The sequence below is a fragment of the Streptomyces sp. BF23-19 genome, assembly GCF_041106355.1.
GTDB lineage: Bacteria > Actinomycetota > Actinomycetes > Streptomycetales > Streptomycetaceae > Streptomyces > Streptomyces virginiae_A.
In genome coordinates this window covers 23,407-38,508 of the sequence record NZ_JBGBPT010000087.1, presented here as the reverse complement: position 1 = coordinate 38,508, position 15,102 = coordinate 23,407, and the positions used below count along the sequence as shown (strand labels likewise).

Annotated in this window: 15 protein-coding genes; 8 read left to right on the top strand and 7 right to left on the bottom strand. The window is 73.2% G+C overall.

Translation table 11 applies throughout. From position 1 onward, the window contains the following. From AB8A24_RS35275 to AB8A24_RS35260, 4 genes are all read left to right on the top strand, one after another. Window positions 1-1,098: tetratricopeptide repeat protein (locus AB8A24_RS35275; RefSeq protein WP_369478531.1), on the top strand; the 1,098-nt coding region annotated here is incomplete at its 5' end. 3 nt (window positions 1,099-1,101) lie between these two features. Then, window positions 1,102-2,679 (top strand): protein phosphatase 2C domain-containing protein, encoded by a 1,578-nt coding sequence (locus AB8A24_RS35270; protein ID WP_369478530.1) that lies wholly within the window; start codon window positions 1,102-1,104, stop codon window positions 2,677-2,679. A 60-nt stretch (window positions 2,680-2,739) separates the two neighbouring features. After that, window positions 2,740-4,074, top strand: a complete 1,335-nt coding sequence (locus tag AB8A24_RS35265) for a VWA domain-containing protein (RefSeq protein WP_369478529.1) — start codon at window positions 2,740-2,742, stop codon at window positions 4,072-4,074. Between the two features lie 44 nt (window positions 4,075-4,118). Next, complete coding sequence (locus AB8A24_RS35260) at window positions 4,119-5,168, top strand: FHA domain-containing protein (protein WP_328965977.1); 1,050 nt, start codon at window positions 4,119-4,121, stop codon at window positions 5,166-5,168. 13 nt (window positions 5,169-5,181) lie between these two features. On the opposite strand, the gene AB8A24_RS35255 is transcribed toward AB8A24_RS35260, so the two are convergent. Further along, complete coding sequence (locus tag AB8A24_RS35255) at window positions 5,182-6,171, bottom strand: methyltransferase domain-containing protein (RefSeq protein WP_328963339.1); 990 nt, start codon at window positions 6,169-6,171, stop codon at window positions 5,182-5,184. Between the two features lie 169 nt (window positions 6,172-6,340). Between AB8A24_RS35255 and AB8A24_RS35250 the strand changes: the two genes are divergently transcribed. Then, window positions 6,341-6,745: a globin gene (locus tag AB8A24_RS35250; RefSeq protein ID WP_266391452.1), complete on the top strand. Its 405-nt coding sequence runs from the start codon at window positions 6,341-6,343 to the stop codon at window positions 6,743-6,745. Window positions 6,746-6,760: 15 nt separating this feature from the next. Here the strand turns inward: AB8A24_RS35250 and AB8A24_RS35245 are convergent, their stop codons facing one another. The 3 genes from AB8A24_RS35245 to ettA are packed head-to-tail and all read right to left on the bottom strand — an operon-like array spanning window position 6,761 to window position 9,607. Then, on the bottom strand, window positions 6,761-7,474 hold the full coding sequence (locus AB8A24_RS35245) for a hypothetical protein (protein ID WP_369478528.1): 714 nt from the start codon (window positions 7,472-7,474) through the stop codon (window positions 6,761-6,763). Then, window positions 7,471-7,932 (bottom strand): thioesterase family protein, encoded by a 462-nt coding sequence (locus tag AB8A24_RS35240; protein ID WP_266391456.1) that lies wholly within the window; start codon window positions 7,930-7,932, stop codon window positions 7,471-7,473. Before AB8A24_RS35240 ends, AB8A24_RS35245 begins: the two co-directional genes overlap by 4 nt. 10 nt (window positions 7,933-7,942) lie before the next feature. After that, window positions 7,943-9,607, bottom strand: a complete 1,665-nt coding sequence (gene ettA, locus AB8A24_RS35235; RefSeq protein WP_328963337.1) for an energy-dependent translational throttle protein EttA — start codon at window positions 9,605-9,607, stop codon at window positions 7,943-7,945. Between the two features lie 284 nt (window positions 9,608-9,891). On the opposite strand from ettA, the gene AB8A24_RS35230 reads away from it, so the two are divergent. The 3 genes from AB8A24_RS35230 (at window position 9,892) to AB8A24_RS35220 (ending at window position 11,460) form a co-directional block, all read left to right on the top strand. Further along, complete coding sequence (locus AB8A24_RS35230; RefSeq protein ID WP_369478527.1) at window positions 9,892-10,119, top strand: hypothetical protein; 228 nt, start codon at window positions 9,892-9,894, stop codon at window positions 10,117-10,119. Between the two features lie 125 nt (window positions 10,120-10,244). Then, window positions 10,245-10,796, top strand: a complete 552-nt coding sequence (locus AB8A24_RS35225) for a hypothetical protein (RefSeq protein ID WP_328963335.1) — start codon at window positions 10,245-10,247, stop codon at window positions 10,794-10,796. 103 nt (window positions 10,797-10,899) lie between these two features. Then, window positions 10,900-11,460: a hypothetical protein gene (locus tag AB8A24_RS35220; protein WP_369478526.1), complete on the top strand. Its 561-nt coding sequence runs from the start codon at window positions 10,900-10,902 to the stop codon at window positions 11,458-11,460. A 34-nt stretch (window positions 11,461-11,494) separates the two neighbouring features. Here AB8A24_RS35220 and AB8A24_RS35215 read toward each other — a convergent pair whose 3' ends face one another. The 3 genes from AB8A24_RS35215 to AB8A24_RS35205 form a co-directional block, all read right to left on the bottom strand. Beyond that, on the bottom strand, window positions 11,495-12,970 hold the full coding sequence (locus tag AB8A24_RS35215) for a phosphatase PAP2 family protein (protein WP_328963333.1): 1,476 nt from the start codon (window positions 12,968-12,970) through the stop codon (window positions 11,495-11,497). A 310-nt stretch (window positions 12,971-13,280) separates the two neighbouring features. Beyond that, window positions 13,281-14,432, bottom strand: coding sequence for a thioester domain-containing protein (locus AB8A24_RS35210; protein WP_369478525.1), 1,152 nt, complete (start codon window positions 14,430-14,432; stop codon window positions 13,281-13,283). A 236-nt stretch (window positions 14,433-14,668) separates the two neighbouring features. Next, window positions 14,669-15,076: a single-stranded DNA-binding protein gene (locus AB8A24_RS35205; protein WP_033222265.1), complete on the bottom strand. Its 408-nt coding sequence runs from the start codon at window positions 15,074-15,076 to the stop codon at window positions 14,669-14,671. Window positions 15,077-15,102 lie beyond the last annotated feature (26 nt).

Below are 15,102 nucleotides of genomic sequence, written 5' to 3'. Positions count from 1 at the left end.
GCGACGGCCGGACCCGGGAACCAGGCCGGGGGTGCGCCCGGGCTCGGCAGCACCGCCACGCACGTGACGGCCGCGCCGGTGCCGGGCCCGCGGCCCGCGCCGCCCGCCGCGTTCCAGGGCGCGGGGGTCGCACCCGTACCCGTGCTCCGGTCCCCGGAGCGGTCCTCCGCGAGAGCGGCGACCCTCGACGCCCGCGACACCGCACTGGCGCTGCCCGTACCGCTGGTGGACTCGACCGACCCGAACGCCGGTTTCCTGACCGGTCTGTTGGCCTCCGCGCCGGGCGACCTGCTGGGCGCCCTGAGCGCGGCACCGGCCGACTCGGCCGAGCTGCGGCTGCGGGAGCTGCGGGCCCACCTGGAGTTGGGTGAACTGCCCGCGGCCGGACGCACCCTGGCGGATCTGGAGGCCCGGCACGCGGACGACTGGCGGGTCGTGTGGGCCCGTGGCATCGCCTCGTTGGTCACCGGTGACGACGAGATAGCGGCCCTGTCCTTCGACGCGATCTACGACGCCTTCCCGGGCGAGCCCGCGCCGAAGCTGGCCCTCGGGCTGTGCGCGGAGGTGCTGGGCCAGTTGGACAACGCCGCCGAGTACTACCGCCTGGTGTGGATCACCGACCCGGGATTCGTGAGCGCGGCCTTCGGGCTGGCCCGGGTCCAGTTGGCCGCCGGGGACCGGGACGCGGCCGTGCGCACGCTGGAATCCGTGCCGGAGGCGTCCATCCACTACACCGCCGCGCGGGTGGCGGCGGTACGCGCACGTCTGCGCGACCGGTCCCCGCAGGAGCCGCTGTTGGCCGACCTGACGGCGGCAGCGGACCAGGTGGAGGCCCTGCGGCGGTTCGGGCTGGACCCGGAGCGGCAGGAGCGGCTCGCGACGGAGGTTCTGGGCTCGGCCCTGGACTGGGTACTGTCGGGTGGCCGGGGTTCCGACCCCGGCCGGACCTCGCTGCTCGGCAGTCAACTGGACGAGCGGGGCCTGCGCTTCGGACTGGAGCGCTCGTACCGCGTCCTCGCACGGCTGGCGCGGCGTGGCGAGGAGAGGATCGAACTGGTGGAGCGGGCAAACCGTTTCCGTCCCCGGACGTGGGTGTGAGTGATGTCGATGCATCGGCTGTCGGGCTGCCCCAGCTGCGCGGAACCCTTGGAGGAGGGTGACCGTTTCTGCGGCGTCTGCGGTTACGCCGTGAGCGCTCCGCCCCCGGCCGCCGTGGACCATCCGACCATCCCCATCCCACCGGCACCACCAACGCCTCCGGCGTCTGTGGCCCGGCCGGCCGGCGCCGGGGCGGGCGCGGGCGGTTACGGGAGCGCGGCCCCCGGCACCTCGCACGCCGCCGCCGAGCCCGCCCCCGGCTGGGGCAGCGTGACCGCGGCCGCGCCGACGCTGGTCGGCGACCCGGCCGACTGGGCCGCCACCCCGACGGAATCGGAACCGGAGCCCGAACCGGAGCCGCGGCAGGGCCCAACCGGAGCCACCTACGCGGCCTCCGGCCACGGGAACCCGTACGGCACCGGCACCCCGCCGGAAGGCACCCCGTGGGGCGCGGCGGAGCACCCGTACGGCTCCGCGGGCGACGCCCCGAGGGCCCGGTACGACCTCCCCGGGGGCGGTAGTCCGCCCGACGGGAGCGGGCACCACCCCACGGGCGAGAACCCTTACGGCGCCGAGTCCGCCCAGGAACCGGCGTACGGCGCCCCGCAGCCCCCGCCCGCGGCCCCGGCACCGGCCCCGGCCCCGGAAGGCGGGAAGACCTGTGTCGCCTGCCGCGCCGGGCACGTCGACACCGACGGGTACTGCGAGCACTGCGGGCACGCGCAGCCCCGCGAGCGCGACCACATCGAGGAGGAGCTCGGGAGCGTCGCCGCCGTCACCGACCGGGGGCTGCGCCACCACCGCAACGAGGACTCGTTCGCCGTGGCGGCCACCGCCCTGCCGGGTGGCTCCGCCGCCACCGTGGCCATCGTCTGCGACGGCGTCTCCTCCGCCAGTCGCCCCGACGAGGCCTCGGCCGCCGCCGCCGTCGCCGCCAACGAGGCACTGCTCGAAGCGCTCCCCCGCGGCGCCCACCCGCAGGAGGCCATGCACGAGGCGATCCTGGCCGCCGCCGACGCGGTGAACGCCCTGGCTCCGGAGACCCCGGGCGCGCAGAACGCCCCCGCCTGCACCCTGGTCGGCGCCGTCGTCAGCGGCGGCCTGCTGACCATCGGCTGGGTGGGCGACAGCCGTGCCTACTGGATCCCCGACGACCGTGCCGCCCTGCCCCGCCGCCTCACCGAGGACGACTCCTGGGCGGCCCAGATGGTCGCCGCCGGTCTGATGGGTGAGGCCGAGGCCTACGCGGACGTCCGCGCGCACGCCATCACCGGCTGGCTGGGGGCCGACGCGTACGACCTCGAACCGCACACCGCGACCTTCAAGCCCGACCACCCGGGGGTGGTGGTGGTCTGCACCGACGGGCTGTGGAACTACGCGGAATCCGCGCGGGAGATGGCCCAGGTGGTTCCCGCCGATGCCGCGACCCGCCCGCTGCACAGCGCCCAGGTACTGGTGGGGTACGCACTCGACGGCGGTGGCCACGACAACGTCACCGTGGCGATCGTGCCGTTCGCCACGCAACCCGAGCAGGAACCGGGACCGGATGCGGAGCCGGGCCCGGCGGCAGGACCGGAATAGGAAGTGGAAGCGCGCCCGCAGGTCTGACCCGCCTGCCCGAGCACCCTAGGAGTCCAACCGATGGCGAATTTCGCCAAGCCGAGTGCCCCACGGTTCAGCGTGGAGGTGTACCAGAACGAGTTCCTCCCCGAGGGCGGACGGGACGTCCACGCCATCGTCACGGTCACCGCCACCGGCGGTGCCACCGCCACGCGCGCACCGGTCGCCGACGGCACGGCGGCCGTGGTGCTCATGGTCGACTGCTCGGGGTCCATGGAGTACCCGCCGGACAAGATGCGCGGCGCCCGTGAGGCCACGGCGGCCGCCATCGACACCCTGCGCGACGGCACCGCCTTCGCCGTGATCGCCGGTACGCACGTGGCCAAGGAGGTATACCCGGGCCAGGGCCGCCTCGCGGTCGCGGACGCCACCACCCGCGACCGGGCCAAGGAGGCCCTGCGCGGGCTGAGCTCCGGCGGCGGCACCGCCATCGGCACCTGGCTGCGCCTCGCCGACGGCCTGCTGCGCGGCTCCACCGCCGCCATCCGGCACGGCGTCCTGCTCACCGACGGCCGCAACGAGCACGAGGAGCCGGCCGTGCTCCGCGCCACCCTCGACGCCTGCGCGGGCCGCTTCACCTGCGACGCCCGCGGGGTGGGCACCGACTGGGACGTCAAGGAGGTCACCGGGATCGCGAACGCGCTGCTCGGCTCCGCCGACATCGTGGCCGACCCCGCCCACCTCGCCGAGGACTTCACGCGCATGATGGAGAACGTCATGGGCAAGGAGGTCGCGGACGTCGCGCTGCGCCTGTGGACCCCGGTCGGCGTGGAGATCCAGTACGTCAAGCAGGTGGCTCCCGTCCTCCAGGACCTGACCGACCGCCGCACCGAGGCGGGTCCGCGCGCCGGTGACTACCCGACCGGGTCGTGGGGCGACGAGTCCCGCGAGTACCACGTGTGCGTCCGCGTACCCACGGCCACCGTGGGCCAGGAGATGCTCGCCGCCCGCGCCACGCTCGTGCTGCCGGCCACGGCGGGCGGGCCGGAGGAGAAGCCGACCGTCCTGGCCCAGGGCCTGGTGCGCGCGGTGTGGACGAACGATCTGGCGGCGTCCACCGCCATCAACGCGCAGGTCGCCCACTACACCGGGCAGGCGGAGCTGGCGGAGGCTATCCAGCAGGGCCTGGAAGCCCGCAAAATGGGCGATGTCGGTGGTGCCACGGCCAAGCTGGGGCGTGCGGTACAACTGGCGAGTTCCTCCGGGAACGCCGACACAGCACGACTCCTGGCGAAGGTGGTGGATGTGGTGGACGCGGTGGCGGGTACTGTGCGGCTGAAAGCGAAGGTCGCCGACGCCGACGAGATGACTCTCGATACGCGTTCGACGCAGACCGTCCGAGTGAAGAAGACCTGAGACCTGACGTGATGACGCAGGGAGAAGAAGGGGGAAGCGCCGCCATGCCGACCTGCCCGAACGGGCACCAGTCCGCGTCCGACGACTGGTGCGAGGTCTGCGGCCATCGCATGGCTGCCTCGGAGGGACCGCCTCCGGTGCCTTCCTACGGCTACGGCTTCCCCCCGACCGCCGGTGAACCGACCGCCCAGGCCGAGCTCTGCCCGCAGTGCCGGACCCCGCGCGAAGCCATGGCGCCGTTCTGCGAGGAATGTCGCTACAACTACCTCACCCGTACCTCGACTTCGTACGCGCCGCCGGTCCCGGACCCGGGCCCCCAGGCGACGGGTGTCGGCGTCGGTGGTGGCGCCGGAGGTGCCGGAGGTGCCGGAGGGCGCGGTACGCCGCCGCCGCCCGTGCCCGCTCCCGGGGCCTACTCCCAGGACCACTTCGAGTACCAGGGTTCGCGGCCGTCCCGGGTCAACCGGCCGGCCGAACCGCTCCAGCGCGAGGACGACTGGCTGCTGCCGCCGCCCGCGCACGAGCCGCTGGAGTACCAGCAGGCCCCGCAGCCCCAGTACCAGCAGCAGCCCCCGCCGCCGCAGCAGCGGGAGTACCAGCAGGAGTACCAGCAGCAGGGACCGCCGCCCCAGCAGCAGTACCAGCAGCAGCCTCCGCCGCAGCACCAGCCCTTCCCGCCCCAGGGCGGGGGCGCCTGGAACGCGACGGTCGGCCCCGACCGCTCGTACTTCATGGCGATGATGCAGCGCAGCGGCCCCGAGGCCGCCGGGCTCAACCTGCCCGCCTACTCCCCGGAGCAGCACCTTCCGCTGTCCGGCGGGCAGATCACCATCGGCCGTCGCCGCGCCTCCACGGGCGAGTCCCCCGACATCGACCTGTCGGTGCCCCCGGAGGACCCGGGCGTCTCCCACCAGCACGCGGTACTCGTCCAGCAGCCCGACCTCAGCTGGGCGGTGGTGGACCAGAACTCCACCAACGGCACCACCATCAACGGCGGCGAGGAGCCGATCCAGCCCTACGTCCCGGTCCCCCTCGCCGACGGCGACCGGGTCCACGTGGGCGCCTGGACGACGATCACGATCCGCCGCGGCTGATCCGGCCCTCGGTTCACCCCTCCCCCAGGGGCCACACGTACGGCCCCTGGGGATCGTCGAGCCACGACCACTGGCCGTCCGCGCTCACCGAGACCCCGAAGCGTTCCCTGGCCGGGCGGCCCTCGCGGCGCCACAGGTCCAGGGCCTCGCGGGGGTGCAGCACGCCCGCGGTCAGGACGAGCATGAACTGGAAGCGCTCGTTCTCCACCAGCTCGTACGGAAGCCCGTACCCGAAACCGGCCGGGTCGGACGGTGGGGCGGCCGTGGCCCCGCGCAGCGGGACGAAATACGCCGAGGTGTGCAGGAAATTACCCTCGGCGAAACCGGCGTCCCGGACGGTCAACGCGATCAGACCGGTCGAGAGCGGCGCCAGGATCCGCGCCCCGGGCCGGCACTGGCCGAGCCAGGTGTGCGGGATCAGCGGGAGCGTGCAGGTCACGATGATCCGGTCGAACGGGGCCCGGGCCGGGCAGCCGCGCGCCCCGTCCCCGGCGACCACCACCGGCCGGTACCCGAGCTCGGCCAGGTGGGTCCGCGCGGACTCGGTGATCTCCTCGTCCAGGTCCACGGTGGTGACGTGCTCCTCGCCGAGCCGGTGGCACAGCAGGGCCGCGTTGTAGCCGGTGCCCGCGCCGATCTCCAGGACGTCGTCGCCGTCGCGTACGTCCAGGGCGGCCAGCATCTTCGCCATCAGGGAGGGCTGGCTGCTGGAGGAGACCTGCCGGCCGTCCCGCATCCGCGTCGCCAGCGGGGTGTCGACGTAGACCCCGCGCAGCCAGCGGGCCCGGCGTTCGGGGTCGGGATCCTGCGCCCAGAGCCGCTCGTGACCGGCGCCGCGGCCGGTCCAGAAGTACGGGACGAACACGTGCCGGGGCACGGCCGCGAAGGCCGCCCGCCAGCGCGGATCCTCCAGCACCCCGGCGGCGGTCAGCTCCCGCACCTGGGCGGCGTGCGCGGTCTCCCGCAGGTCCCGTGTCTCGGTGTGCGCGGTGTGTGCGGCCATGCCTCCACTGTCCTGCGCCGGGCCGCCGCGTGCGAACGCGAGGGATTCGTGGGGCGCAGGAGGGCTCTGGAGGGCTCTGGAGAGCTCAGGGGGCGCTGGGGGCCGTGGGGGCCTTGGGGACGGTCCTAGGACCTCGGTCCTGGATCCGGGCGTCTGAGACGATGGTCGGGTGAATGAGATTCCGCGGGGCACGCTTCAGGAGCAGACCTTCTACGAGCAGGTGGGCGGCGAGGACACCTTCCGCCGCCTCGTCCGGCGCTTCTACGAGGGGGTCGCGGAGGACCCGCTGCTGCGCCCGATGTACCCGGAGGAGGACCTGGGGCCCGCCGAGGAGCGGTTCACGCTGTTCCTGATGCAGTACTGGGGCGGTCCGACCACCTACAGCCAGCACCGCGGTCACCCGCGCCTGCGGATGCGGCACGCCCCGTTCCAGGTGGACGCCGCCGCCCACGACGCGTGGCTGCGGCACATGCGGGTCGCGCTGGACGAGCTGGGCCTGGCGCCGGAGCACGAGGCGCAGCTGTGGAAGTACCTGACGTACGCCGCCGCCTCCATGATCAACACGGCGGGTTAGCGGACTCTCGGGGGATCAGACCGGCCGGACCTGAAGGGCGCCCAGGCCGCCGGTGACGCCGGGGCGGCGCATGGCGACGGATCCGTACGGGGTGCGCAGCCGCAGCCAGGTCCCGGCCGCGAGCAGCGCCACGGGGGCGGGGGCGTCGGGCAGGGGTGCGGGGGCGGGCACGGCGGCCCGTACCGGTCGCAGGAAGCCCAGGGACTGCGCGGCGTGCACGGCGCGCAGCGGGAGTTCGGTGTCGCCCAGGGTGCGGGACCAGATCTCACGGCCGATACGGTCACGCTCGGACCGGGTCCGGTGCTGCACGGGCAGGGCTTCGTCCCGGGCCCGGAACTCGGCGACGGCGGCGGCCACGGCCGCTGCCATCGCTTCGGGGCCGGGCAGCCCCGGAACCTGCCGCCAGCCGCCTCGGGGCGGGAGCACCCCGGCCCACGGCGGTCCGGTGACCGGACCGGGCACGGTGGCCTCGGCCGAGGCCTCGTCCACCGACTCCAGCAGCTCACCGGCGGACACCGTCAGGTCCAGCGGCATCGCGACGGGCGCGGCGAGCCGCACCGTACGGATGGCGAGGATGTCGAGGGCGGGCGGCGGCCCAAAGACGGCGAGCGCGCCGCCGCCCGCCTGGAGGCGTACGGCGGCGGCGCGGTCGTAGTGCACCAGCCGGCCCAGGAAGGCGGCGAGGTCCGCCGCCTCCCCGGAATCGGCGAAGCGCAGCTGGTCGTTCATGCCGCGAGGGATCCGGTCGAGGACGCCGGGACGGGCTCGTCGAGGTACTCCTCGAGGAAGCGCCTCTCCTCGGCCGTGATGCGGCGGGGCCGCCCCTCGGCGAGGTTGTAGGGCACGACCACGGTCTCGGCGCGCACGTAGACCGTCTCGGGCGCGTCCTCGGTCGCCTCGTCCTTGACCTCGTAGCGGATGGTCAGGGACGCGGCGCCTATCCGGGTCACCCAGGACTCGATGAGGACCGGCTCGTGACGGTGCACGAGGGGCAGCTTGTAGTCGATCTCGTGGCGGGCCACGACGGACCCGCCCGTGAAGGACTCACTGCCCTCCCCCGGTGCCAGACGGAACATGAAGTCGATCCGCGCCTCCTCCAGGTAACGGAGGAAGACGACGTTGTTGACGTGCCCGAAGGCATCCATGTCCGCCCAGCGCAGGGGGCACCGGTAGTGGTGTCTGGCCATGACGGCGACCTCAGCCTCGCGTGAGCTTCTTGTAGGTGGCACGGTGCGGGCGGGTAGCGTCCGCACCGAGACGCTCGACCTTGTTCTTCTCGTACGACTCGAAGTTGCCCTCGAACCAGTACCACTTGGACTCGCCCTCGTACGCCAGGATGTGCGTGGCGACTCGGTCGAGGAACCAGCGGTCGTGGGAGATGACCACGGCCGCACCGGGGAACTCCAGCAGCGCGTTCTCGAGCGAGGACAGGGTCTCGACGTCGAGGTCGTTGGTGGGCTCGTCGAGGAGCAGCAGGTTGCCGCCCTCCTTGAGCGTCAGCGCCAGGTTGAGGCGGTTGCGCTCACCACCGGACAGGACGCCGGCCGGCTTCTGCTGGTCCGGACCCTTGAAGCCGAAGGCGCTGACGTACGCGCGGGACGGCATCTCGACCTGGCCCACGTTGATGTAGTCCAGCTCGTCCGACACGACCGCCCAGAGGGTCTTCTTGGGGTCGATGTTGGCGCGGGACTGGTCGACGTAGCTGATCTTGACGGTCTCGCCGACCTTGACGGTGCCGGAGTCCGGCTGCTCAAGGCCCTGGAGCATCTTGAAGAGCGTGGTCTTGCCGGCGCCGTTCGGGCCGATGATGCCGACGATGCCGTTGCGCGGCAGCGTGAAGGACAGGTCGTCGATGAGGACCTTGTCACCGAACGCCTTGGAGAGGTTGTTGACCTCGACCACGATCGAACCCAGACGCGGGCCCGGCGGGATCTGGATCTCCTCGAAGTCCAGCTTCCGCATCTTGTCCGCCTCGGCTGCCATCTCCTCGTAGCGGGCGAGACGGGCCTTGGACTTGGTCTGGCGACCCTTGGCGTTGGAGCGGACCCACTCCAGCTCTTCCTTGAGGCGCTTCTGGCGCTTCTCGTCCTTGCGGCCCTCGACCTTGAGGCGGGTGGCCTTCTTCTCCAGGTAGGTGGAGTAGTTGCCCTCGTAGGGGTGCGCGCGGCCGCGGTCGAGCTCGAGGATCCACTCGGCGACGTTGTTGAGGAAGTACCGGTCGTGGGTGACGGCCACGACGGCGCCCTTGTACTGCGAGAGGTGCTGCTCCAGCCAGTTCACCGACTCGGCGTCGAGGTGGTTGGTGGGCTCGTCGAGGAGGAGCAGGTCCGGGGCCTCGATCAGCAGCTTGCAGAGCGCCACGCGGCGCTTCTCGCCACCGGAGAGGGTGGTGACAGGCCAGTCGCCGGGCGGGCAGCCCAGGGCGTCCATGGCCTGCTCCAGCTGGGCGTCCAGGTCCCACGCGTTGGCGTGGTCCAGGTCCTCCTGCAGCTTGCCCATCTCGTCCATGAGGGCGTCGGTGTACTCGACGCCCATGAGCTCGGCGACCTCGTTGAAGCGCTTGAGCTTCTTCATGGTGTCGGCGGCGCCGTCCTGGACGTTCTCCAGGACGGTCTTCGACTCGTCGAGCTTGGGCTCCTGCATGAGGATGCCGACGGTGAAGCCGGGCGACAGGAACGCGTCACCGTTGGACGGCTGCTCCAGGCCCGCCATGATCTTCAGAACGGTGGACTTACCGGCGCCGTTGGGGCCGACCACACCGATCTTCGCGCCGGGCAGGAAGTTCAAGGAGACGTCATCAAGAATCACCTTGTCGCCGTGCGCCTTGCGCGTCTTGCGCATGGTGTAGATGAACTCAGCCAAGAGAAACCGTCCGGCAGATCGATGGTGGGCAGATACACCCCATCTTGCCAGGCGTCCATACCTCGGGGGAAACGCGTATGGTCCGGCCCCCTGAGCTGGGGCGCGGCCCGGGGACCGGTCTCACGCTCCGGTCACCACCGGTCGTCATCGGTAGCCGCGGACGGCCCTCCGTCGGCCGGCGGACGGCCCGGGGACGGCCCGGGACGGGACTGCATCCTTCGGCCTACCGCGTTTTCGACCTTGCGGAGGACGATCTTGCGGCACCACCGCGAGAGGGTTGATCCGTGCGAACAACCATCGGATACACCCTCGAAAGCATCGGCTACGTCGTAGGAGCCCAGGGGCTCGTCAGCTTCGCCTCGCAGACCTTCTTCGGCACGGAGTGGGGCTGGCTGCACAAGATCGTCGACCTTCCGTCCACCGCGTACCTCGGCATCGTCGCCCTGGGGCTGGCGCTCGTCGTCACCGGCGTGAAGACGCGAAAGGCACCCGACCGCCGCAGGGCCGCCTGACCGGCGGTCACTGTCGGTCACTGTCGGTCATCGTCCATGGGGCAGAACCCTGGGTGGCCACCGCCTCGCGCCGGGGCAGGATGCCCCTGGCAGGACGGACGGACAGGGATGCTCGGGGGGATTCGGTGGGAAACACGCTGATCGCGTTGGCGGTGGCCGTGGTGGGTGTCGCAGGCACCCTCATAGCCTCCGTGCTGTCGCCACGCATGCTGGCCCGCATTCAGGCGGAGCAGTTCACACGTGAGCAGCGGGTGGCCGAGGCGCAATGGCTGCGGGAGCAGGAGGTGGCCGAACTCGCCCGCCGGCGCGAGGGCTACACGAACGTCAACGCGGCCTTCCGCCGGTACCGGACCCACCTGATGAACTTTCTGTGGCTGGTCCACAAGGGCGCGGTGACCGCGGAAGCGAGGGACGCGGTCGAGGACGCCCGACGCGATCACCACTCGGTCTTCGCCGCGGCCCAGATGGTGGCCTCCGGCAGCGTCCTGGTCGAGCTGAACGACATGACGAAGACCCTGTCGGAGACCTACCGACGGATCATGTGTCTGGAAGAGGGGAACCCCGATCCGGACGGATCCTTCGAGGAGATCCGCACGGACTTCGGCCGGCTCTGGGAACAGTGGGAACGCATGCTCGGCGCCATGCGGGCCGATCTGGGCGTGGAGAACGGCCGATAGCGGGCGCGGGAGCAAGGGACGGGCGTCGGCGTCCGCGGGGGGGCCGGGCAGGATGGCGGGGAACGCGGGGGTGCGGCCTCCGTCTGCCGTTTCGGAGGTCCATGTGAACAACGCGCTGCTCGCGCTCGCCGGCGCGATCGTCGCGGTGACCGGCACCCTGCTCGCCCCGATCCTCTCGCAGCGCGTGCTCGCACGCGTACAGACGGAGCAGTTCGAACGGCAGCAGCGGGCGGCCGACGCCCAGTGGGTACGGGAGCAGCGCGCGGCGGAGGTGGAGAAGCGGCGCGCCTGCTACGTCACCGCGAACTCCGGCTACCGGCGCTACCGCATCGAGCTCATGAAGTACCTGTGGCTCGTCCACAAGGCAGAGGCCACCGTGTCGGCGCGGGCCGATCTGGAGGAGACCCGGCACTCCATGCACACCGCCTTCGCCGAGGCCCAGATGGTCGCTTCGGACCCGGTGCTGCGGGAGCTGGACTCGATGACGGGGACCCTGGCCGGTGCGTACCGCCGCATCCTGCTGCTGGCGGAAGGCAACCCGCAGCCCGGCTGGTCGTTCGAGGAGATACAGGCCGAGCTGCTGCGGCTGGGGGACCGCTGGAAGAACATGCGCGGCATCATGCGGGCCGACCTGGGGGTGGATCCGGGACCGGCCGACTCCTGACCCGCGCACCCGCGCGGCGGCCCGGGCCGCCCGGTCAGCGGGGGCGGTAGACGGTCAGCGCGTCGGGCAGTCCGTCGAGGACGAGCGCGGTGGGTGCCTCGGCGTGCTCGCCGTCGTAGGCGAGCGGGGTGCCCGCCGGGATGTCCCCGATGCGCAGGCTGCGCAGTCGGGTGGCGACGTGGACGGGGGACCGGCTCAGCGGGCCGGTGAAGGCGGCCGCCAGCAGCCGGGGGCCGGGGCGGCCGCCGCCGTGGACGAGCCGGAGGTCGAGGAGGCCCTCGCCGAGGTTGTCGCGGCGGCGGGGGGTGGGCCCGGTGCCGTGGTAGGTGCCGTTGCCCGCGAAGAGCAGCCACACGCTCCGCGGCCGTCCGGCCAGCCGCAGCCGCACGGGCCGCCGGGCGCGCAGCACCCGCCAGGCCGCCAGCAGCGCGGCCGGGCCGCCGCCGATGCGCGGGGCCCAGCGCAGCCGGTGGCCCAGCAGCTCCGGATAGGCGCCGATGCTGAAGTTGTTCAGGAAGTAGCCGCTCTCGCCGTCGGGTCCCGGGGAGAAGCGGCCCACCCCGACGCGGACGGCCTGCCCGTCGGCCAGGGCCTGGCAGGTGGCCTCGGTCCCGGCGAGGCCGAGGTCCATCGCGAAGTGGTTGAGGGTGCCTCCGGGGAACACGGCCAGCGGCACCCCGGCCCGCAGGGCGGCGGTGGCGGCCGCGTTGATCGTGCCGTCGCCGCCGCAGACGCCGAGCACGGTGGCCCGCGAGGCTGCCTTCGCGAGCGTGGCGGGCAGTTCCGGGCCCTCGCACTCGATCACCTCGGCCGCGGGCAGGCGGGTGCGCAGTACGTCGAGACCCGCGACCGCGGCCGTCCCGGACCCGGTGTTCACCACCACGGTGAGACCGGCCCCGTCGGGCAGCGCGGGGGCCCCGGCGGCCGGCCGCTCGTCGCCCGGTACGACCCGGGCCTCCTGCGCGTCCCGGGCGAGGCGGCGTACGACGAATCCGGCGGCCACTCCCAGTGAGGCGCCCACGAGCACGTCGGAGGGGTAGTGCACCCCGGTGTAGACCCGGGAGAACGCGACGGACGCGGCGACCGGGGCCAGGACGGCTCCCCAGCCCGGGGACGCGAGCGCCACGCCGGTGGCGAAGGCGAAGGCCGAGGCGGAGTGCCCGGACGGGAAGGAGGTGGTCTGCGGCTGCGTGGCCAGCTGCCGGGTCAGGGGGACGCCTTCCAGCAGCGGCCGCGGCCGGCGTACGGACCACTTGCCGACGGTGTTGATGGTCGCGGAGGCCAGCGCCAACGAGGCGACCCCGCGCACGGCGGCCTTGCGGGCGCCGGCCGACCCGAAGACGGCGATCGCCGCGGCGGCCCCGCCCCACAGCACCCCGTGGTTCGCGGCCCGGCCGAGCCGGGGCAGCACGCGGTCGGCCCCGGGCCAGTGCCGCCGGGCCACCGCGTCGAACAGCCGACGGTCCCACCAGGCGAAAGTGCCGGACCAGGTCAGTTCTTGATCAGCCATCTTCTGCCCTTACCCCGGGCGGCGGATCCGAATCGGCGGACGCGGCCACCCGGCCCATCGGGCCCATCCGTCCGAGCCGGGCGGCCGTGGACGGGCGGGCGTGGACGGGCGGGCGTGAACGGGCGGGCGTGGACGGGCGGGCGTCAGTACGCCCCGAACGACCAGAAGACGCCCACCTCTTCGTCGGTGACCACGATCAGGCCCAGGTCGTCGAACAGGTCGAGCCCCTTGATGCACTCGCCGGTGAGGAGGCCGTGCGAGGCGGTGCCCTGCAGCCCGGCCGCGACGAAATCCGGGGCAACTCGCCACCCTACGGGCTGTCCTCCTCGTCCAGCGGGCGCTTGCGGAGCAGCAGCACCACCAGGCCGCCCAGGACCACCAGACCCACCGCCAGGGAGGCGATGACCGGGGTGGCCGCCGAGCTGCCGCTGGTCGCCAGCCGCTCCTCGTCCGGGGAGGTCGTCGTGAGGGCCGCGGACTGGGAGCCCAGTGGCTCGGCGGCCGAGCCGGAACCGGACCTCGCGGCGTCGCCCGAGGCGTCACCCACCGCCGTCGCCGGGGGCTGCGGCCAGACCGCCTTGGCCGTGGCGGCGGCCGCGGACTCGCTGGAGCCGGCCACGATCTGGGCGTGGGCCGGCAGCTCGCCGGTGAAGACCCGCCCGACCGGCACCTTGGTCACGCCCTGGACGGTGACCGAGGCCGTCCCGTCGCGGGTGCCCGCGGGCACCTCGAAGTACAGCCGGCTCCCGTTGACCGCGGTGGTGAGCGGCTGCCCGTCGGCATCCACCACCCGCACCCCCATCGCGACGGCCGCCGCGTCCGGGATGACCGACACGCTCGGCGCCCCGGTCCGCACGGTCACCGGGCCGAGCCGGCTGCCCACCGCCCCCGACACGTCGCCCGGCTCCAGCCCGAGCGAGGCCGGCGGCTCCGGCAGCTGCCCGGCGGCCCGCTGCAGGTAGTCGGCCAGCTTCTCGGCCGCCGGGTCCGCGGCCTCGACCTGCGCCCCGTCCGCCAGCCGCCAGATCGCCACCTGGGTCCCGGCGGCCGCGCTCTGCGCGGTGAGGGCCCCGGCCCCGGCCGCCTTGGCGAGCCCGGCCAGATCGTTGTGCTGCGGGTAGGAGTGCTCCAGGACCCAGCGGATCCGGCCCGCCTCCCGGTTCCCGGCGAGCGGGCTGCCGCTCCAGCCGCTCTCGGTGTACCGGGCCTGCGGCTGGGCGTTGCCCGTCACGCCGACCCCGTAGGTCTGGAGCATCCCGCCGCCGTCGACCCGCATCTCGTAGAGCCCGGCCGGGATCTGCCGGACCGAGCCGTCCCCGGACCGCAGGACCGCCTGTCCGAACGTCTTCAGCCCGTCCAGCACGGCGCTCGCGCCCTCGGGTGACCTGGGCGCCACCGGACCGGAGTCGGCGACCGCCCGCGCCGCCGGCGCGGTGGCGAGGGCCGCGGCCAGCAGGGCCACCGCCAGCGGCCGGCGCGCGGAGCCCCGTACCGCGACGGGAGGTTCGACAGGCGCGGCAGGAACCGCGGGAGGAGTCGCAGCAGGAACAGGAGCGGCGGCTGGTGCGGGAGCGAGCGAGGACGCAGGAGTGGAATCAGGAGCGGAGGATGCGGGAACGGCAATCGACACAGTCTTCCCCTTCGGGCCAAAGACCCAGGTGCCCGTGAGTACCGGGGAATCCTATCCACCTCGAACACTCAGACCACCGCCGCCTCCTGATTGACCATCAGTGGTGTCTCCGTCCGCACCACGCGTCGGAAGGCCGCGGTCCCGCGGTTCAGGTCGTGCCCGATGGCCGTGGCGTCGATCTCGGCGGAGAACCACCGGTTCCCCTCGCCGTCGGGCGGGTCCTCCCGCACCCGGAGCCGCCCGTGCACCACCAGCGGCTCGCCGACCGATACGGAACCGGCGAGGTTCACGGCGAGCGTCCGCCGCGCCCACACCGTGTAGAAGCTGGTGGGTCCGTCCGTCCAGGCGTCCTTGCGCCGGTCGAAGTACCGTGGCGTCACCGCGAAGCGGAACCGTGCCGCCGGACCGCTCACCGTCTCCTTGTAGTCGATCTGCGTCGCCACATGGCCCACCAGTGTCACCTGGGTGTCGTACATTCCGGTCGCCCTCCCCCATGGTTCCG